This window comes from Rugamonas rivuli (genome assembly GCF_009380165.1).
Classification (GTDB): domain Bacteria; phylum Pseudomonadota; class Gammaproteobacteria; order Burkholderiales; family Burkholderiaceae_D; genus Rugamonas; species Rugamonas rivuli.
In genome coordinates, this window is record NZ_WHUF01000003.1 from 413,233 (window position 1) to 432,778 (window position 19,546).

Here is a 19,546-nt window from a genome sequence, read left to right on the forward strand (position 1 = left end):
CGTCTCCCTCCGCAACAATGGAGACAGCCGGCATCTCACCCGTCAACAGTGGCGTCATCGACAGCGCGCCGGCCACCTCGCCATCCTCGGTGGTGAAGCTCGGCGCCGTCGGCACGCGAGTGGACGGCGCATCGCGCACGCAGCTGGTGTGGGAACGCAGCGGCAAGGACGCCGTGTCCGCACTGGTCGCCCGCAACTACAACTACCTGCCCTCCGCCAACCGCTTCAAGGATCTGGGCGCGGCCCTGCTGGAACGCTTCAAGACCGACGGCTCGGACTTCTCGCAATCGCTGCAGCAGGCGCCGGAGGATACGGAGACCACCACCTACGACACGCTGCTGTACTCGCAGCTGGCGCCGTTCCATCACCTGGGCGACAACCAGACCGGCCTCACCATCACGACCAAAAGCGGCACCACGGTCACGCTCGCGCTGGACAGCTCCGAGGAAGGCATCGGCGTGCAGGTGAAAAGCAGCGGCAAGCTTACTGACGACGAACGCGAAGCGCTGGCAGGACTGTCGACCGCCTTCCAAAAAGCTATCGACGGCCTCGCCGCCGTGCCGCCGAAAGTCGACCTCTCCGGCCTGACCAAATTCGACGCCAGCGTGCTGTCGTCGGTGGACCTGCACTCGGAGCTCAAGCTGAACGAAACCGACACGCAGAAGCTGGACTTCCACGCCGACGCCAAACAGCGCTCGGTGCATTTCAGCGGCCCGGCCGGCGAAGCGAAGATCGCCGTCGACCTGAGCCAGCCCACAAGCTGGGGCAGCAAGGAGCAGCAAGCCAAGGCGCTGACCAACTACCTGCGCCAGTTCGACCAGGCCACCGCGCGCGGCCACGGCGACGCCGAACTGGCCGGCCTGTTCAAGGACGCCTTCACCGAAATGCACGGCGACTACGGCCAGCAGCCGCCCGCACCGTGGCAGCAGATCAAGCTGACCGACCAGGACCACGCCATCCTCACCGGCCTGGCCGACTTCAGCGCCTCGGTCACGCAAGCCGAAAAATCGCCCAACCCGCTGCGCACCAACGAGAACGACACCTTCGACTACCGGACCTCGCAAAGCACCAGCGTGCAAGGCCGCACACAGCTCGACCGCGCCATCTCGCAGCAGCAGCAATCGCAGCTCAAGGCCAGCTATCACGAACCTAGCCGGCCAGGCGCCAAACTGGATCTGACAGAAGATCCCGCCTCGCAGAACTACAACTTCGTGCTGATCGACGACAGCGCCAGCAGCAGCGCCGCATTGGCCTACGATGAGGGCGCGCTGGCCAAGGCCACGCTCGAACAGTCGGCCAGCCATTCGACGCGCACCCTCAAGTACCTGATGGACAAGCTGGTCGAAGACACCACCATCCCGTCCAGCGCGAAGCACATCCGCGACCTGCTCGACACGCTGGCGCCGAGAAAAAAACCCGACGAAGATCAACGCCGCAGGACGCTGGACGCCGTCAACCAGCAGATCTTCCTGAAACCTGAACCAGGCGATATACCGCAATGAGCACACCAGAATCCATCGTCCTGATGGCGGCCTACAACGCCTCGATGAACCAGAAGCTGTACGCCGCCGCCGCGCAATTGCCGCATGCCGAACTGGTTGCCGACCGCAAGGCCTTCTTCGGCTCCATCCTCGGCACGCTGAACCACCTGCTGGCCGCAGACAGCATCTGGCTGCGCCGCTTCGCCACCCATCCGGCCGGGTTCAGCGCGCTGGCGCCGCTGCTGGAGCTGCCGATGCCGTCCGGCCTGACGCAAAGCTTCGGCGACGACCTGCCGTCGCTGCTGGCCCACCGCCAGCGGCTGGACGCCATCATCACGCAATGGGCGCCGCAGGTCGGCGCCGCCGACCTGGCGCATACCTTCGAGTACCACAGCATGAAGGGCGACCCGTATCGCAAGCACTTCGGCAGCGTGGTGCTGCACTTCTTCAACCACCAGACCCACCATCGCGGCCAGGCCAGCACGCTGCTGTCGCAGGCCGGCGTCGACATCGGCGTCACCGACCTGCTGGTGATGGTGCCGGAGATCGAAGCGTAATGAAGATCGCCGTCTACAGCGCCCAGCCCTACGACCGCCGCTTCCTCGACGAAGCGCGCCTTCAGCACGGCGCGGACGCTGTCGAAGCGGCCTACTTCTCCGACCCGCTGACGCTGGACACCGTACCGCTGGCGCAAGGCTGCGCCGCCGTCTGCGTCTTCGTCAACGACCAGCTGGACGCCGCCGTGCTGCAAGCCTTGTACGCATTGGGCGTGCGCGCCGTGCTGCTGCGCTGCGCGGGCTTCAACAACGTCGACCTGCAAGCCGGCCAGCGCCTCGGCCTGTTCATGGCGCGCGTGCCGGCCTACGCGCCGGAAGCGGTGGCCGAACACGCGCTGGCGCTGGCGATGACACTGAACCGCCACACCCACCGCGCCTATGCGCGCGTCCGCGAAGGCAACTTCGCGCTGGACGGCTTGCTGGGCATGACGCTGCACGGCAAAACCGTCGGCATCGTCGGCGCCGGCCAGATCGGCACGGCGGCGGCGCGCATCTTCAAGGGACTGGGTTGCACGGTGCTGGTCAGCGATCCGGCGCCATCGCCGCAGCTGGACGGCCTGGCCACGCGGGTCGGCCTGGACGAGCTGCTGGCGGCGTCGGACATCGTCTCCCTGCATTGCCCGCTGATGGAGGCGACGCGCCACATGATCAACGCCGCCAGCCTGGCGCGCATGAAGCCCGGCGCCATGCTGCTCAACACCTCGCGCGGCGCGCTGATCGACACCGCCGCCGTGATCGAGGCGCTCAAGTCGCGCCAACTGGGGGCGTTGGCGATCGACGTCTACGAGCAGGAGGCCAGCCTGTTCTTCCACGACCATTCCAGCGACATCATCGCCGACGACGTGTTCCAGCGCCTGATGACCTTCCCCAACGTGCTGGTGACGGGCCACCAGGGCTTCTTCACGATCGAGGCGATGCGCGAGATCGCCGCCGTCACCTTCGCCAACCTGGCCTGCCACATGCACGGCACGCCGTGCGCCAACCTGCTGCCCGTCAGCTCGTAAGCGGCAGCGTCAGTACGAAGCGGGTGCCGATACCTAACTCGCTTTCGACATCGATCTTGCCGCGCAAAACACCGTAGACGATGTTGTAGACGATGTTCAGCCCCAGTCCCGATCCGCCCTTACCCAGCTTGGTGGTAAAGAAGGGATCGTAGATGCGGCCCATGTTCTCCGGCGCGATGCCCGAGCCGTTGTCGCGGATAATCACCTGCACCCACTCGGCATCGACGGCAATGGCCGAGATCAGGATCTCCCCTTCGCTGCGGCCTTCGAAGGCGTGCGTCAGGCCGTTGTTGACCAGGTTGATCAGCACCTGCCCAAACGGGCCCGGATAACTCTTCATCATGATCGTCGACGGGATGTCCTGGCGCACCGTGATGCCGGACTTTTTAAACGTCGGCAGCAGCAACAGCAGGATCTCGTTGGCCAGGTCGCACAGCAGGAACTCGCGGCACTGCGAGGTGGTGCGGTCGACCGCCACCTGCTTGAAGCTGGCCACCAGGTCCACCGCGCGGTGCAGGTTGCGCAGCACGATCTCGCCGCCGCTGGCCACATCGTCGACAAAGGCCTGCAAGGTCGAACGCTTCATGCCGTCGGCGGTCAGGCGGGTGAATTCGCGGGTCTGGTCGATCAGCGTGCTGACCGCCAGCAGGCTGTTGCCGATCGGCGTATTGAGTTCATGCGCCACGCCGGCCACCAGCGATCCCAGCGCCGCCAGCTTCTCGCTGCGCACCAGTTCATCCTGCGCGCGCCGCAGCGTCTCCAGCGATTCGGCCAGGTCCTTGTTCACTTCAACCATCTGGCCGGTGCGCAGCTGCACCAGTTCCTCCAGCTTGTCGCGGTACTGTATCAGTTCGACCTCGCTCTTCTTGCGGTCGGTGATATCGGTCGAGATGCCGCCCATCGCCCACACCTTGCCATGCTCGTCGCGCAGGCAGAATTTTTCCGAGATATAGGTGCGCACCATGCCCAGCGCATCCGGCACGCCCTCCTCGTAGATGTACGAATGCTCGGACAGCAGCGCGCGGCGGTCGCCCTCGCGTATCACCTTCACGGTCTCCTCGTCGAAGATGTCGGCGTCGCAGTGCCCGATCGGATCGGGCGAACCTGGCGGCAGCACCTGCCGCAGGCGCTCGTTGACCATCAGGTAGCGCCCCTCCAGATCCTTGACGTAGATGACGGCCGAGGACTTGTCGGCGATATTGGTCAGCAGCGACTGGCTCACGCGCAGCGCCGCATCGCGCGCGGCGACGGTGGCCAGCATGGTGTTGAAGGCCGACGACAGCTTGCCCACTTCGTCGTTGGAGAAGTGCGGCGCCCGCAGATCGTAGCGCTCCTCGCGCGTGACCTGGTCCGCCACCCGGGACAAGGCCAGCAGCGGCTGCGTCACCAGCCGCCGCAGGCCGACCGCTTGCAGCAGGCCGCAGATCAGGAGCGTCATCAGCACCACCGCCAGCACCAGCCCGTATTTGCTGAGGCGTTCGGCCAGCGGCTGCAAGGCATACTCCACTTGCAGATAGCCGAGCACCTCGTGCTGGAAGCGCACCGGCGCCACCATCGACAGGCGGTCGCCGTGGAAGCGGTGGCCCGACGGCGCCATCCCCTCCGGCCATACGCAGCGCACCTCGCCGCTGCGCGCATAGCTGGCGAACACCTGCTGCCGCACGTCGAACAGGCAGGCGCTATGGATGTCGGGCGTGCCGCGCAGCGCAGACAGCGTGCGCGTGGCGGCGCGGCGGTCGCCGAAGTTCATGTCGACGTCCAGGTTCAGCGACACCAGGTCCATGCGGCTGGCCAGGTCCTGCACCAGCCGTACCCGCACCACGCTGAAGTCGTAGGTGATCAGCACCATCAGGGCCACCAGCATCGCCGTCAATGCCGTCAGCAGCGAGACGATCAGCAGCTTGCGCTGCAAGGCCAGGTCGTGCCAGCGCTTGGGCAAGCCGCTCACTTGGAATCCCCGCCGACCACGCGTTCAGCCAGCGCCAGCATGCGCGGATTGAGGCTGACCCCGGAATGCTTGGCCGCCGTCAGATTGACTTCGAAACGGATGCTGCCGTCGACCAGCATCATGTTGATCATGCCGCCGTCGGCCAGGAAGTTGGCGGAGTCGCCGATGGTGAGAATGGCTTGCTCGCGCATGCGCGTCAGCCACGCGCTCTGGCGGCTGCGTTCGGGCAGCGCCAGGTAGACCGCGTGGCATGGCTCGGTCTCTTCGACGCGGCTGACGATGCGCAGCTCCAGCGGATGGCTGCCCGCCGCGCGGTGCTGCAGCTGGCGGGCCATATCGGCCGCGCCGGGGCCCACCATGCACACCACCAGCGGCGCATGCGGTTCGATCAGCGCCGGCGCCGGCCAGTTGGCATAGCGGGTAAAGTTCAGGATGTAGGCGGCCTTGACCTGCTGCTCCGGGATGGCCTGCTCGGCGCGCACGGAGATGCCTGCACCGGCCAGGACCGCCAGCGCGCAGGTGGCCGCCAAGGCCAGCATCCCCCTCCTTACAGCGCCCAGTCGTTTCTTCATGCACGCTCCCCGATAGCGCAGCCGCATGTTTCCACGGTTCCAGCGCGTACTGATTTTATCCGAATCGCCCAGACCGCCCGCTTTTTTCGCATGGCGGTAAAGACTTGTTCTTGAAACACAACGCCCTGTGCAGGCGATCAACTTGCAGCTTGTGATCGTGTCGGAATTGGTGAATACTTTGTTAAATCGCGCAGCATGGGAGCATACTCGTGGGCGTACACACACCGCATTTCAATACCTCCGCCCACGCCGGCACGGCGCGGCTGCGCCACACCTGTATGCAAGCGGCGTTGCTGCTGCTCTTGCTGCCGCAGCTGCCGCTGGCATCGGCCCGTGCCACCACCACGGCCGACGACGACAGCCTGTTCGACCTCAGCCTCGACCAGCTGCGCAACGTCAAGGTGCTCACCGCCACCAAGACCGCCACCCCGCTGTACGCCACGCCCGCCGTGGTGACGCTGGTGACGGCCGACGACATCGCCCGCTACGGCTACCAGAGCCTGGCCGAGGCGCTGTCCCACGTGGCCGGCTTTGTCGAGAGCGACGACCGCCTCAATCACAACTTCGGCGTGCGCGGCATCAACGCCGGCGCGCAGTCGGCCAGCCGCGCCATCAAGATCCTGCTGGACGGCCAGCCCATCGCCTTCCGCAGCACGCAGCAGCAGTTGATCGGGCTGGAGTTCATCCCGCTCAACATGGTCGAGCGCATCGAGATCGTGCGCGGGCCGGTGTCGGTGCTGTACGGCGCCGACGCCTTGCTGGGCGCGGTCAACGTCATCACCCGGCACGACGGCACCGAACAGCGCCTGGCCCTGAGCCACGAATGGTCGGGCGGCGGCCGCAGCGTCAACCTGCTGTCGGCCAGCGGCAGCGCCCAGTTCGGCGCAACCGGCCAGGCCGATCCATCGTCGCCGTACTGGCTGGCCTGGGGCGTGCAGGCGGCCAGGGCCGACCGCAGCGGCCTCGCATTGCCGCGCATCTCGCCCGACTACAAGCGCTATGCCGCCCTCAGCCCGGCCCCGGTCGACGACGCCGACCCGCGCAGCCTTTACCTGCGCGGCGGCTGGCGCGGCGCCAGCGACGAGCTGCAAGCGAGCGTGTTCTGGCAGCGGCAGGACAGCGACAATGTGTTCGCCAGCCTCAATCCGCTGCTGCGCCCGCCCAGCCACGTCGAGCTGGAGCAAGGCTATCTGCACCTGGGCGCCAGCCACCGCTTCAACGACGCCCACACGCTGCGCGCCAGCCTCAACTACGGCCAGGGCGAACCGGGCGCCGCCGACCGCGTGCGCACCGGCGCCGCCGACTACTATCTGCTGCGCGACTTCGGCTACAAGGCCATCGACGGCAGCGTCGAATGGCTGTGGCAGATGGGGCCGCAGACCAGCCTGCTGCTGGGCGCCGACGTGCTGCGCGACCGCGAGACGCTGGAATCGTTCCGCCGCCGCAGCATCGCCGACGGCAGCGATTTCCAGCTCAGCCAGCCGGGCGAAAAAACGCTGCGCAACACCGGCTTCTACGCGCAGTGGCAATTCCCGCTGGTCGGCAAATGGCAGGCCATCCTCGGCGGCCGCCAGGACCGGCACTCGGTCTACGGCACGCAGGAATCGCTGCGCGCCGGCGTGGTCGGCAGCCTGCCCGGCGACTGGGGTTTGAAAGTCCTCAGCGGCACCGCCTTCCAGGCGCCGTCGGCCGAGCTGCTGTACCGCACCGCCGTGCAGCCGGGCGACATCAAGGGCAATCCCGACCTGGCGCCGCAAAAATCGCGCACCATCGAACTGCAACTGAGCACGCCGCCCGCGCCGCACTGGAACGGCGCGCTGACCATCTACCACACCAAGGTCAGCGAACTGGTCACGCTGGAACAGGCTTTCTTCAACCTGGTGGCGCGCAACACCAGCGACAGCAAAGTCAACGGCGTGGAGCTGGAACTGCGCTACCAGCGCGACTGGTTCAACGCCTACGCCAACCTGAGCCGCGCCAACGGCAGCCGCAGCCTCAACCGCTACACGCTGACGCCGCTGGCCCAGCGCAGCGACGGCGAGCTGTTCCCCACCAACAGCGCCAACGCCGGCGCCAGCGCCAGCCTGATGGGGCAGAAACTGCTGCTCAGCGTGGACAACCGCTACGTCGGCGCGCGTCCGGCCGCCACCGCCAACGTGCTGCTGGCCAACCAGGCTTACCAGCTGTCGCGCTACGTCGACACCACGCTGGGCGCGCGCTGGAGCCTCAGCGCCCGCGCCGGCATCCGCGTGCAGGTGCGCGACCTGTGGAACAGCCGCTACGTCGATCCCGGCGTCGGCGGCATCGATTACCCGTCGCTGGGCCGCCGCTATGGAGTGCAATATGAATACCGCTACTAGGCGCCTGCTGGCCGCAGCCACGGCCGCTGCGCTGGCGCTGCTGACTTCCTGCGGCGGCGGCGGTGGCGGCGGCACGGGCGACGCCACCACGCCGCTGCCCGCCAATCCGATCAAGGCCATGATCGATCCCAACGCCATCAACATCGCCTCGGTCGGCTGGCGCACCTCGACCCGCGACGCCTTCCTGCTGGCGGCCAAACAGATCAACGACGCCGGCGGCGTGCTGGGCAAGCGCCTCAACGCCATCGCCCTGGTCGCCCGCGACAACGCCGAGGCCCAGGACATGGGCCAGCAACTGCTCGACGCGGGCGTCATCGCGCTCAACGTCTCCACCTCGACCCGCGTGCTGAACCTGCTGCCGCAGGCGCTGGCCAAGGGCGTGCCCATCCTGACCGAATCGAGCTCGTCGCCGGCGCTGAGCACGGTGGCCGACGGCGATCTGATCTTCCGCATCGGCGTTTCCGATGTCGACGCCACGCCGGTGCTGGCCAACGTCGCCTTCGATGCCGGCAAGCGCCGCGCCGTGGTGCTGATCAACGAAGGCGACGCCTTCGGCGCGGGCCTGGCCCAGCTGTTCTCGCCGGCCTTCCAGAAGCTGGGCGGGCAAGTGGTGGCCACCGTCACCATCCCCTTCGGCCTGAAGAACGGCTTCGCGGGCTATCTGCAAAAAGTCTACGACGCCAAGCCGGACGTGATCCTGAACGGCATCCTGGCGGCCGACATCTCGGCCAATGTGCTGAACGAATCGCTGCCGCTGCAGAACGGCGCCATGTGGCTGCTGCCCGGCACCGCCGCCGGCAACCAGACCTTCCTCGACAACCTTGCCGATCCCTCGCGGCTGGCGGGCGGCGCGCGCGGCGCGGCCGCCACCATCGGCGCCTACGGCAACAGCTCCTACCAGAGCTTCCGCACCGGCTACATCGCCCAGTACGGCAGCGAACCGCAGGACTTCACCGCCCCCACCTACGACATCGCGATGGTGATGGCGCTGGCGATCGAGCGCGCCGGCCTGGTCAACAACAGCAAGAGCCCCACCGGCCTGATGGTGCGCGACAGCCTGCGCTTCGTGATGAACGCGCCGGGCGACAAGGTGAGGCCGGAAAACATCGGCGCGGCGCTGGCGCTGGTCAAGGCCGGCAAGGAGGTCGACTACGCCGGCGCCTACGCCGACATCGACTGGGACGGCGTCGGCGACATCGTCGGCCAGGTGCCGTTCACCGTGTTCCGCCTCGACACGGCGGCCCGCAGCTGGGACGCCAGCCAGCAGCTGATCATCGCCCTGCCCCGTTGAACGGCATCGCCGCCGTTCAAAAAGTGATCGCTCACACCCGCTTTCCCCGGTAACATCAGCGTTCCGCATACCAGTCATGCGGAATGCGCGGTTGTGCGGGGGCGGCAGGCTGGCTATACTGCACCGCAACAATCCGCGTTTTTGCAGTTCCGATCGCAGTACTTTTCCCGGGGAAGGTCATGTCTCTCGCTTACCGCGCCAATGCCGATTTCGCCAAGTTGAACCATCCGATGCGGGTGCCGCTGTCGGCGGAAATCCACTCACGCCCCTTCCTGCAACTGCAAGCGCCGGAAAGCCTGACCCATTTCGCGCTCTACGTGCAGCAGGACCAGCCTTCCCAGAAACTCCACCGCAGCACCCAGCACCAGGTGCTCGAACAACTGTGCATGCACTACGGCGTGGCCGTGCCGCATCCGCAGGCGCGCTACTTCTTCCACGACTTCGGCCGCTTCCGCCTGAAGTGGGAATGCCATACCGAGTTCGCCACCTACACCTTCGTCGAACGCAGCGAAGCGGACGCCGCCTGCGGCGCAGCCTTCGAACGCATGCCGCTGCAACACGTACCGCAGGAATGGCTGGCCAGCCTGCACGGCAAGATCATCGTCGCCGCCCATGTGCTGCTGTGCAAGGGCGAGCCGGACGACGCCGGCGCGGTGGACGCGATCCGCGAACTGTTCCAGGGCAAATCGCTGGTCGGCAGCAGCGTCGGCAGCGGCGCCGAGGTGTGGACCGATTTCCTGATACAGCCGGACGGCTTCAGCCGCTTCGTCGTGCGCGACCTGAGCCTGCGCGAATTCCAGGCCGGCCGCCTGGTCGGCCGCATGCTGGAAATCGAAACCTACCGCATGATGGCCCTGCTCGGCCTGCCGCAAGCCGAAGCCACGCAGCCTATGTTGAACGGCATCGAGAACGAACTGGCCGACCTGACCGCCATGCTGGTGCAAGCCGACCAGCCGGACGGCATCTCCACCGAAGCCCGCGAGGAGCAGGCGCTGCTGCACCGTATCACCAGCCTGGCGGCGCGGCTGGAAAAACTATCGGTCAGCAACAGCTACCGCTTCGCCGCCTCGCAAGCCTACTTCAGCCTGGTGCAAGCGCGCATCCAGGAGTTGCGCGAAGTGCGCATCGCCGGCATGCCGACGCTGGCCGAGTTCATGGGCCGCCGCCTGGCGCCGGCCATGCACACCTGCACCTCGGTGGCGCAGCGGCAGGAGGGCTTGGCCAAGCGTATCGCCCGCAGCAACGACTTGCTGCGCACCCGCGTCGGCATCGAGCAGGAACGGCAGAACCGCAAGATCCTGCAATCGCTGGATGCGCGCGCGGCGCAGCAGCTGCGCCTGCAACAAGCGGTGGAGGGGCTATCGGCGGTGGCGATTTCCTACTACGCGCTGGGCCTGATCGGTTACGCGGGCAAGGCCATGAAGGCCAGCAACCTGCCGGTCAATCCCGACATCCTGACCGGCATCGCGGTGCCGCTGGTGATCGGCGTCGTGTGGCTGGGCTTGCGCCGCCTGCACCACCAGCTGGCCGACAAGCCCGTCAGGATTGCGGCTGGCTGAAGCGGTGCGCCAGGAAACTGGCGATGCGCTGCTGCGTGCTATCCAGGTAGGGGATGTTCATGTGATCGGAATCGGGCACGATTTCGTCCGCATGCAGCAGCCCCAGCTTCTCGACCAGCAGATCGGTGTGCGAATGCGGCACCACGTCGTCGAAGGCGGCGCGCAGCACATAGGTCGGCGCCTTCAGCTGGTGCGCGTATTTGACCGATTCGAATTTATGCCGCAGCACATACTCTACCGGGATCGCCTTGAACTTGCGCTTGGCGATGGCGAGGATGGAATCGTAAGGCGTGATCAGCACGATGGAATTGGCGTCGCGCTCCATCGCCACCTGCACCGCCACGCCTGAACCCAGGCTGCGGCCGACCACCGCGATGCGCTTCGGGTCGACATGATGGCGTTCGCTGAGCCAGTCAAACAGCATGCGGCCGTCGTCGACGAAATGTTCCTCGGCCGGATCGCCCTGCGAATCTCCGTAGCCGCGATAGTTCACCGCCAGCACCGCCATGCCGGGAAACAGCTTGCCGGCGTCGCGCGCCACCCAGGACACTTCCTCCGAGCGGCCGCCGAAATAAATCACGCCGGGATGCGGCCCTGCGATGGGCGGCGTCATCAGCCAACCGGAAAGCCGCGTGCCATCGTTGGAGCGCACCACGATGGGCCGCGTGCGATGGCCGCTGCTGTAAGGCTTGAGCACCTCGCGCTTGCTACCCAGTGGATTGAACAGTAATCGCTTCTGGTTGGCTGCCACCGCGGCCGTCAGCCCCATCCACAGCACGCTGACTATGCCTGCCAAGCCCGCGACTTTTTTAGAATTATTCATACCTCTACTTTACTCCCGTCCTCCACATCCACGGAACGAAAAAATGACGCCGTGCGTGATATAGGCCACAGATCGTGGCGCGCTGCCGGTTTCACAAGTGCCGGTATAATATGCGCTCCGTTTTTTCGTGTCGTGCTGATAATGAAACCTGCCGTTGTACTGCTGCATAGTTCCATGAGTTCCAAGGCCCAGTGGGCCGACCTGGTGTCGCAACTCGAAGACAATTTCCGCTGCATCGCCGTCGACCTGCTCGGCTACGGCGCCTCGCCCTTCCCGGCCGATGTCGGCGACGGCTACGTCCACACGCTGGCGCACGAAGTCGACGCGGTCAACGCCGCCATCGCCTCGCGCCTGGAACCGGGCGAAGCCTTCCACCTGATCGGCCATTCCTTCGGCGGCGCCTCGGCGCTGCACATGGCGCGCCGCATGCCCGGCCGCGTACTGTCGCTGACGCTGTTCGAGCCGGTGGCCTTCCACCTGCTGCCGGCGCAACATCCGGCGCGCGCCGAGATCGTCGACGTGGTGGCCCGCATCAACGCCTGCGCGGCAAACGAGGACCGCGACGCCACCCGCATCTTCATCGACTACTGGAACCGCGCCGGCGCCTTCGACGCCGCGCCGCCGGCGACGCAAGACAAGATGACGGGCATGATCGCCAAGGTGCGGCTGGACTTCCAGGCGCTGCTGGGCGAAGCGGCCACGCTGGACGATCTGTCGGCGCTGACCATGCCGGCCATGGTGATGTCCGGCGCCAGCAGCCCGGCCTCGACGCGCCTGCTGGCCGAGGCGCTGGCCGCCGCCCTGCCCGACGCCACCGCGCTGCAAACGCGCGGCGGCCACATGGGACCGATCACCCACGGCGCCGTGGTCAACCCGGCCATCGTCAACTTCCTGGCCGACGCCGAAGTCACCGCCAACTAGCGCGCCACCACCGGCGCACGCACCGTCATTCCCGCGCAGGCGGGAATCCATGCACCGCCTCCGCAGCGAACTCGGCATTGCTCAGGCACTGATTGTTCGCCCAGGACTGCGTCAGCTTCTCGCGCGTCTCCAGCAGGGAGGCGCGCTGGGCGCCCAGCGTCTGCACCATCTGCTCGATCTCGCCCAGGCGGGCATCGAGCTTGTGCAGCAGCCCGTCCTGGAAAGCCGGCCCCTCCAGCATCGACACCGCCCGGATCGCCTCCAGCGTGAAGCCGAGGTTCTGGCCGATCTGGATCAGGTGCAGCCGCTCCAGCGCCGCGTCCGCATAGACGCGGTAGCCATTCGCCCCCCGCACCGCCTTCGGCAGCAAGCCCGCCCGCTCGTAATACCGGATCGCCGAGGCCGCAACGCCCGAGCGCTGCGCCAATTCGCCTATTTTCATTTTTCGCTTGACCTTGAAGTGAACTTCAACCTTAGGATACCTCATCTCCTTCACCGAATCCGGAATCGACATGATGTTCACCGCACTGACGCTGCCGAACGGCAGCACCCTCCCCAACCGCCTGGCCAAGGCCGCGATGGAAGAAAACATGGCCGACGCCGGCCAGTTGCCCGGCCCCGCGCTAAACCGTTTATACGAAAGCTGGGCTGACGGCGGCGTCGGCCTGATCATCACCGGCAACGTCATGATCGACGGCCGCGCGATGACAGGGCCGGGCGGCGTGGTGCTGGAAGCGGGCACGCCGCTGGACTCGTTCCGCACCTGGTCGCAGGCGGCGCGCAGCCAAGGCGCGCAGGTGTGGATGCAGATCAACCACCCCGGCCGCCAGGTGATGGCCAATATGGGCGGCAACGCCTGGGCGCCGTCGGCGGTGGCGCTGGACATGGGCAAGCACAGCAAGCTGTTTGCGCAGCCCGTCGAGATGACCGCCATGCAGATCGAGGAAGTCATAGGCCGCTTCGCCGCCACCGCCCACGCGGCCGAACAGGCCGGCTTCAACGGCGTGCAGATCCACGCCGCCCACGGCTATCTGATCTCGCAATTCCTGTCGCCGCTGACCAACCGCCGCCGCGACGGCTGGGGCGGCAGCCTGGCCAACCGCGCCCGCCTGCTGCTGGAGGTGGTGCGCGCGGTGCGGGCTCGGGTGTCGCCCGGCTTCAGCGTGGCGGTCAAACTGAATTCGGCGGACTTCCAGCGCGGCGGCTTCTCCGAGGACGATGCGAAGCAGGTGGTGCTGCTGCTCAACGAGCTGCCGGTGGATATGATCGAACTGTCCGGCGGCAGCTACGAAAGCCCGGCCATGCAGGGCCGCACCGCCGACGGCCGCACGCTGGCGCGTGAAGCCTACTTCCTGGAATTCGCCAAGGAACTGGCGGCGGTCGCCCGCATGCCCGTCATGACCACCGGCGGCATCGCCCGCAAGCCGGTGGCGGAACAGGTGCTGGCCAGCGGCATCGCCGTGGCGGGCATCGCCACCGCATTGGCCGAGGTGCCCAACCTGCCGCAGGAATGGCGCGCGGGGCGCTCTCCGGAAGCGCTGCCGCCCGCCGTGACATGGAAGGACAAGACCATGGCGTCGGTCGCTGCGATGGCGCTGGTCAAGCGCCGCCTGCGCGCATTGGGCAGCGGCGTGCAACGCTCGGGCAGCTACTCGCCGCTGCTGACCATGCTGATGGGCCAGCTGCGCATGTTCTACCTGACCAGGCGCTATCGGGCCTGGCTGCAGCGCTAGCGCGGAGCGGCCATCAGCCGCTTCAGTTCGGGCGCCATGGCCCGCGCCCAGATTTCATAACCCTTCTGGTTCGGATGCAGCAGATCGGGCATGATGTCCTTCGACAGCCGGCCATCGGCCGCCAGGAATTCCTGGTTGAGGTTGAGGAAGTAGACCTGCCGGTTGTCGGCAAAGCCGGCGATGATGCCGTTGACCTGCTCGTTGATACGGCGCAGCGGGTCGTCCGCCGTTTCGCCGCGCGGGAATATCGCCAGCAGCAATATCTTCGTGGCCGGCAGGCGTTGGCGCAGTTCATCGATATCGCGCCGGATGCCGGCGGCGGTGGTCTTCGGATCTTCCTCGCGATGGCCGGTGTTGTTGGTGCCGATCATCAGCACCGCGACCTTGGGCGCGATGCCGTCCACCTCGCCGTGCAGCAAGCGCCACAGCACGTTCTCGGTGCGGTCGCCGCTGAAGCCCAGCGCCAGGCCGCGCATGGGCTTGTAATAGCGTTCCCACACCGGCGCCCCGCCCTCTTCCCAGCCATGCGTGATCGAATCGCCGATGAAGACGACTTCGGCCGATTTGCCGGCCGCCCGCACTTCCGCCAGCTTCTTCTCATGGCGCGGCAGCCACCAGTTGACGGCCCAGGGTTCGTTCAGCGTCGCCGGCGTCACCGACAGGTTCGCCTCAGCCGGGCGGGTGTCCGGCGCGGCGCAGCAGGCAAGCTGCAGGACCGCCAGGCATGCGGCAACAGAGCAACGGATACGATTCATGACGAGGGTCTCCTGAGTGGAATGCTGTGGTTCAATCGGCCAACGATGTTTGCACACGGTACGACAACGGCAAGGTCAACAGCAGCAAGGCCGCCAGCGCCATCAACGCGGCCGGCACGCCGGCCACATCGCCCAGGCGGCCGAACAGCACCGGCGCCAGCGCGCCGCCGCCGACCGTGCCGGTATAGAACTGGGCAAAAGCCTGCTCGCGCTTGCCCGGAGCGGCCAGCTCGGGCACCGTGCCGTACAACACCGACGACGTGCCGTTCAGGGCCAGCCCCAGCAGCGGCAGCATGGCCATCATCGCCGTCAGCGGCAGCCACACCGACAACAGTATCAGCAGCGCCGTGGCCGACTCCGTGATCCACACCGTCTTCATCATGCCGATGCGCGCGCCCAGGTAGCCGCAGAACAGCTTGCCGAAAGCGCCGCCGACAAACAGCAGCGACAGCGCCACGCCGATGCCGGCCGTGCCGGCGCCCTTGCTCTGCAACAGGAAAGGCAGGAAGGTGAGAAAGCCCATGCGCACCGCGCTGTCGAGCATGCCCGTGACATTGAGTGCGCGCAGGCCGCCGACCGAGCCCTTGCCCGCGCTGGCCTTGGCGGATGGCGCGGCATCGTGCGCGGCACCGCTGGACGCCGGCAGCAGCCACCACAGCAGCGCCGCCGCGGCCAGCCCCAGGCAGCCGATCAGCACCACGCTGGCCTGCCAGCTCACCACCACCAGCAACAGGCCGACCGCGCCCGGCACCAGCGTCTTGCCGATGTCGCCGGCAAAGTTGTATTGCGCCAGCGCTTCCTTGACGCCGCCGCCCGCCTCATGCGTATCGGTGACGATGGACGACGCCAGCGGATGCTGGGTGCTGGCGCCCAGGCCGCCGAGCAGCAGCGCCAGCAGCAACACCGTCAGGCCGCCGGCCATGCCGGCGATCAGGTAGGCGATGCCCGCCAGCGCGGTGCCGCCGATCAGCGTGCGCTCGCGCCCCCAGCGCCTGGCCATGCGGCTGGCCAGCAGCTGGAATCCCGCCATCATGCCCGAGTAGGCGCCGCGCAGCAGCCCCACCATCGCCAGGCTGATGGCGAACTGCGCCTGCCAGATCGGCAGCAGCACATAGATCACATCGGTCAATCCATCGTGGATGGCATGGGCGCTGCAAGCAGCGATTAGTGAACGGCGGCGGACATTCTTGGTATCATTCATTGCAGGGATTGTAATGGATTCCCCGATACAGCGCGCCATTGCCGGGCCGGAGCGCGTACATTGGCGGCGTAGAGCCAGCCATCGAGGAGGCAGCCGTGCCGACCAAGTATATCGACGATTACGAAATCGAATTTTCGGCGGCGCCGCTGGAAGGCTGCGCGCTATGGGGCGCCTACGTGGCGGTGTTTGCGCCGTCCACCACGCCCATGCACCGCATCAAGATTCGCCAGAAGCGCCGGGTGGCGGTGACGCAGCGCTTCGTCGACGCCGCCTCCGCCTGCGCGGCGGCGGAAGCGGAGGCGGCCAACATTGTCGCTTCGATCAAGGCGAGCCCGACAGGACGTACATAGGCCGCCACACTTGCGGCCTCAGCCCTTGCCGTGGGCGGCGCTCAGCTGATATTCTTTTCCCAACGCTACTATTGGGATACCAGCGATGAATCAGAAAGCCAGAGTCTCCCACCGCCACGCGACCCGTCATGCGGCCACGCTGACGATGATCGACGAAACCCGCCACACCGCCCGCACGCTGGACTTGTCGCATGGCGGCGTCAGTCTGCAAACGGGCAGCCAGATCCGGCTGGCCCAGTACTGCGCCGTCTCGTTCCAGGTGCAACTGGGCGACTCCAGCCACAAGGTGCTGGCCATGGGCCAGGTGGTCTACAGCGATCCCGACGCCGAACTCGGCTACAAGACCGGCGTGCAATTCCTGCGCATCGACGACGGCAGCGTGGCCGTCATCGACCGGTTGCTGCAGTCGCCGGCTTGATGCCTCAGTAGCGCACGAACTGGGACTCGTCGGGCGCTTCGACGCTGATCGAGCGCACCGGTGCCAGACGGCTGCGCAGCACGACACCCGGCTGGCGCTGCCCGCTGTGCCTTGGCGTCGAACCGTTCAACGCGAAGAAGCCCATGGTCTGCTGCAGCTCTTCGGCCTGGGTGCTCATCTGCTCCGCCGTCGCCGCCAGCTCCTCGGAACCGGACGCGTTCTGCTGCGTGGTCTGGCTTAGCTGGCTGATCGCGGAATTGATCTGCACCAGCCCGGTCGATTGCTCTTCCGATGCGGCCGTGATTTCCTGCACCAGGTCCGAAGTCTTTTTGATGTTGGGCACCATCGCGCCCAGCATCTGCCCGGCCCGCTCGGCCAGGTCGACGCTGCCGCTGGCGACCTGGCCGATTTCCTGCGCCGCCACCTGGCTGCGCTCGGCCAGCTTGCGCACTTCCGCCGCGACGACGGCAAAGCCCTTGCCGTGCTCGCCGGCACGCGCCGCCTCGATGGCCGCGTTCAGCGCCAGCAAGTTGGTCTGGTAAGCGATATCGTCGATGATCAACACCTTGGCGGCGATCTGCTTCATGGCCGCCACCGTCGAGCGCACCGCATCGCCGCCCTCGCTGGCCTCGACGGCGGCGCGACTGGCCATGGCGTCCGTCACCTTGGCGTTGTCGGTGTTCTGCGCCACCGAGGCCGTCATCTCCTCGACCGAGGCGGACGTCTCTTCCACGTTGGAGGCCTGCTCGCTGGCGGCCTGCGCCAGCGCCTGCGCCGTCGCGCTGACTTCCTCGGAGGCGGCGGCCAGCGCCTCGGCGCTGTTGTTGACTTCGCTGACCACCTGGGCCAGCTTGGCGACCGTGTTGTTGGCGTATTCCTTCAACTCGCCGAACGCGCCCTCGTAGGGTTTGTCGATGGTCTTGGTCAGGTCGCCTTCCGACATCGCGCCCATCACGCGCACCACGTCGGCAATGCTGGTGCCGGTGGTGATGGCCAGCTGGTTCAGGCTCTCGCCCATCTCCTGCTGGAAGCCGGCCATGCCGGTCAGGTCGACGCGCGCGTCGAAATTGCCGCGGTTGGCGGCCGACACCAGCGCGCGCTGCCCGTCGACCACCTTGCGCAGCTTGACGATCATCTCGCTGATCGCAAACAGCATGCTGCTGCGGTCGTCGGGCTTGAGGCGGATCTCGCCGCTGAGGTCGCCCTTGGCGATGCGCTCCATCAGCTCGGCGGCATAGGTCGGCTCGCCGCCCAGGCGCTTGACCAGGTCGCGCGTGATCAGCCACGCAATCACGATCGCCGCCAGCACCGCCGCGATCGCCAGCGTGACCACCACCTTGCGGGTCTCCAGATAAGTGTCTTCGGCCTGCTGGGCTTCCTTGTCCATCAGGTCGCTCTGGAACTTGGCGAAGGTGTCCAGCGTGCCGGCATAGACGTTATTGGATTCGGCGAAATCCCCTTTCAGGAACTCGATCGCTTTCTTCTGGTCGCTCTTGGCCAGCGCGTACAGCTGATCGTATTTCCCGGTCATCATCTCCGCTTTGCCGGCGACATCCTTGAACAGCTGGCGCCCTTTCTCGCTGCTGAGCAGCTTGTCGATCTTTTCCATCGCCTCGGCGATCTTGGCGCGGTCGGCCTCGGCCAGCCGGCGGAATTTCTCCCGCTCGTCCTCGCTCGATGCCAGCATCATGCTGCGCAACTGGCGGCCGCTATCGATGGTGTAGCGGATGTTGTCCTTCGCCAGCACCACCTTGGGATATCTGTCTTCGGTGATGCGGTTGATCGCGTCGTTCATCGCAGCAAGGCGCATGATGCTCACCCCCGACAGCAGCAGCAACAAGACCACTACTGCGCCGAAACCCAGACCCAGACGGGTCGCCACCTTCATATTTGCAAACATCATGTCTCCTCGAAGAAACGCTATGTCTTGCTGCTCACGGAATTGAGATGAATAAGGGATGGTCCGGTTACTTGGTGCAAAGGGAGATTGTCTACCTGCAAATTGACGGGGTCAATCACTTCAACGCGAGGTGTGGTTGAAACTAATCGGGCAGCACGATGTTCATCTGCAGCTTGCCACCAGTGGCTTCCATGGCAAAAGTTCCCGGTTGGATTTCCACGCCCCACAAGGTCTTGTTGCTGCGGCTGTGTTTGCAGCGCATGATGCCCAGCGCGCCTTCGCCCGCCGCGAGGAGGTACGGATATTCCAGCTTGCTGCGCTCCGGCGTGCGTTCCTCCTGCCGGGGGGCGACCGCATTGCCGATGAAATACCTGTCCACGCGTATGACGCCGCCATGGGCCGCGCAGTAATCCGTCAACTGCTGCCTGGGCCAGTACAACTGCGTGCTGTCGGCATCGGTGAAATGCGCCAGGTAGCCGCCCGCGGAAGCTGGCGCATCGGGCGGCTTCACGGGAAAGGCCGTCTTGACGAACTCGTCGATCGACTGGCGCTGCATCGCCAGCTGCGCCGCCGTCGGCGCGGACGCGCAAGCCGTGAGCGCTGCGGCCAGCACCAAAATCAGAAAACCAGATTGCTTCGACACACACACTCCTTCAATAAACGGAGGCGCAAT

18 protein-coding genes are annotated in these 19,546 nt (G+C 66.4%); 10 read left to right on the plus strand and 8 right to left on the minus strand.

Annotated elements, in window-relative coordinates; genetic code table 11:
• Nucleotides 1–17 precede the first annotated feature (17 nt).
• Genes GEV01_RS12325 through GEV01_RS12335 form a run of 3 tightly spaced genes read left to right on the plus strand, consistent with a single transcriptional unit; the run spans nt 18 to nt 3,042 of the window.
• Nucleotides 18–1,502 (plus strand): hypothetical protein, encoded by a 1,485-nt coding sequence (locus tag GEV01_RS12325; protein WP_152804660.1) that lies wholly within the window; start codon nt 18–20, stop codon nt 1,500–1,502.
• A complete protein-coding gene (locus tag GEV01_RS12330) occupies nt 1,499–2,038 on the plus strand; it encodes a DinB family protein (protein WP_152804662.1) in 540 nt (179 codons plus the stop codon). The genes GEV01_RS12325 and GEV01_RS12330 overlap by 4 nt, the downstream gene beginning before the upstream one ends.
• Nucleotides 2,038–3,042, plus strand: a complete 1,005-nt coding sequence (locus tag GEV01_RS12335) for a 2-hydroxyacid dehydrogenase (RefSeq protein ID WP_152804664.1) — start codon at nt 2,038–2,040, stop codon at nt 3,040–3,042. Before GEV01_RS12330 ends, GEV01_RS12335 begins: the two co-directional genes overlap by 1 nt.
• Here the strand turns inward: GEV01_RS12335 and GEV01_RS12340 are convergent.
• Both GEV01_RS12340 and GEV01_RS12345 read right to left on the minus strand, forming a co-directional pair.
• Nucleotides 3,032–4,990, minus strand: coding sequence for an ATP-binding protein (locus tag GEV01_RS12340; protein WP_328595500.1), 1,959 nt, complete (start codon nt 4,988–4,990; stop codon nt 3,032–3,034). The two genes, GEV01_RS12335 and GEV01_RS12340, sit on opposite strands and share 11 nt — an antisense overlap.
• Nucleotides 4,987–5,562 carry a YfiR family protein gene (locus tag GEV01_RS12345; protein WP_235914339.1) on the minus strand — a complete coding sequence of 192 codons (576 nt, stop codon included), beginning with the start codon at nt 5,560–5,562 and terminating at the stop codon, nt 4,987–4,989. Before GEV01_RS12345 ends, GEV01_RS12340 begins: the two co-directional genes overlap by 4 nt.
• 209 nt (nt 5,563–5,771) lie before the next feature.
• Here GEV01_RS12345 and GEV01_RS12350 point away from each other — a divergent pair, with 209 nt between their 5' ends.
• The 3 genes from GEV01_RS12350 (at nt 5,772) to GEV01_RS12360 (ending at nt 10,772) form a co-directional block, all read left to right on the plus strand.
• The gene (locus GEV01_RS12350) at nt 5,772–7,922 is read left to right on the plus strand and encodes a TonB-dependent receptor plug domain-containing protein (RefSeq protein ID WP_328595501.1); all 2,151 of its coding nucleotides are present in this window, start codon (nt 5,772–5,774) and stop codon (nt 7,920–7,922) included.
• The gene (locus tag GEV01_RS12355) at nt 7,906–9,213 is read left to right on the plus strand and encodes an ABC transporter substrate-binding protein (RefSeq protein ID WP_152804666.1); all 1,308 of its coding nucleotides are present in this window, start codon (nt 7,906–7,908) and stop codon (nt 9,211–9,213) included. The genes GEV01_RS12350 and GEV01_RS12355 overlap by 17 nt, the downstream gene beginning before the upstream one ends.
• A 179-nt stretch (nt 9,214–9,392) precedes the next feature.
• Nucleotides 9,393–10,772 (plus strand): DUF3422 family protein, encoded by a 1,380-nt coding sequence (locus tag GEV01_RS12360; RefSeq protein ID WP_152804668.1) that lies wholly within the window; start codon nt 9,393–9,395, stop codon nt 10,770–10,772.
• On the opposite strand, the gene GEV01_RS12365 is transcribed toward GEV01_RS12360, so the two are convergent.
• Entirely contained in the window at nt 10,753–11,595 is an 843-nt protein-coding gene (locus GEV01_RS12365) for an alpha/beta hydrolase (RefSeq protein WP_152804670.1), read from the minus strand. The two genes, GEV01_RS12360 and GEV01_RS12365, sit on opposite strands and share 20 nt — an antisense overlap.
• A 141-nt stretch (nt 11,596–11,736) precedes the next feature.
• Between GEV01_RS12365 and GEV01_RS12370 the strand changes: the two genes are divergently transcribed.
• Nucleotides 11,737–12,516 carry an alpha/beta fold hydrolase gene (locus GEV01_RS12370; protein WP_152804672.1) on the plus strand — a complete coding sequence of 260 codons (780 nt, stop codon included), beginning with the start codon at nt 11,737–11,739 and terminating at the stop codon, nt 12,514–12,516.
• 25 nt (nt 12,517–12,541) lie between these two features.
• Here GEV01_RS12370 and GEV01_RS12375 read toward each other — a convergent pair whose 3' ends face one another.
• Nucleotides 12,542–13,003 carry a MerR family transcriptional regulator gene (locus GEV01_RS12375; RefSeq protein ID WP_235914341.1) on the minus strand — a complete coding sequence of 154 codons (462 nt, stop codon included), beginning with the start codon at nt 13,001–13,003 and terminating at the stop codon, nt 12,542–12,544.
• A gap of 25 nt (nt 13,004–13,028) precedes the next feature.
• Here GEV01_RS12375 and GEV01_RS12380 point away from each other — a divergent pair, with 25 nt between their 5' ends.
• Entirely contained in the window at nt 13,029–14,249 is a 1,221-nt protein-coding gene (locus GEV01_RS12380; RefSeq protein ID WP_152804674.1) for an NADH:flavin oxidoreductase/NADH oxidase family protein, read from the plus strand.
• Here the strand turns inward: GEV01_RS12380 and GEV01_RS12385 are convergent.
• Both GEV01_RS12385 and GEV01_RS12390 read right to left on the minus strand, forming a co-directional pair.
• Nucleotides 14,246–15,004, minus strand: a complete 759-nt coding sequence (locus tag GEV01_RS12385) for a GDSL-type esterase/lipase family protein (protein WP_152804676.1) — start codon at nt 15,002–15,004, stop codon at nt 14,246–14,248. The genes GEV01_RS12380 and GEV01_RS12385 overlap by 4 nt on opposite strands.
• 31 nt (nt 15,005–15,035) lie before the next feature.
• Entirely contained in the window at nt 15,036–16,205 is a 1,170-nt protein-coding gene (locus GEV01_RS12390; protein WP_152804678.1) for an MFS transporter, read from the minus strand.
• 95 nt (nt 16,206–16,300) lie between these two features.
• Here GEV01_RS12390 and GEV01_RS12395 point away from each other — a divergent pair, with 95 nt between their 5' ends.
• Together GEV01_RS12395 and GEV01_RS12400 are read left to right on the plus strand one after the other, a co-directional pair.
• The gene (locus tag GEV01_RS12395) at nt 16,301–16,555 is read left to right on the plus strand and encodes a hypothetical protein (RefSeq protein WP_328595502.1); all 255 of its coding nucleotides are present in this window, start codon (nt 16,301–16,303) and stop codon (nt 16,553–16,555) included.
• Between the two features lie 85 nt (nt 16,556–16,640).
• The gene (locus tag GEV01_RS12400; RefSeq protein ID WP_152804682.1) at nt 16,641–16,973 is read left to right on the plus strand and encodes a PilZ domain-containing protein; all 333 of its coding nucleotides are present in this window, start codon (nt 16,641–16,643) and stop codon (nt 16,971–16,973) included.
• A 4-nt stretch (nt 16,974–16,977) separates the two neighbouring features.
• On the opposite strand, the gene GEV01_RS12405 is transcribed toward GEV01_RS12400, so the two are convergent.
• Nucleotides 16,978–18,873: a methyl-accepting chemotaxis protein gene (locus tag GEV01_RS12405; RefSeq protein WP_235914373.1), complete on the minus strand. Its 1,896-nt coding sequence runs from the start codon at nt 18,871–18,873 to the stop codon at nt 16,978–16,980.
• Between the two features lie 142 nt (nt 18,874–19,015).
• Nucleotides 19,016–19,516, minus strand: a complete 501-nt coding sequence (locus GEV01_RS12410) for a hypothetical protein (RefSeq protein WP_152804684.1) — start codon at nt 19,514–19,516, stop codon at nt 19,016–19,018.
• Between the last annotated feature and the right edge of the window lie 30 nt (nt 19,517–19,546).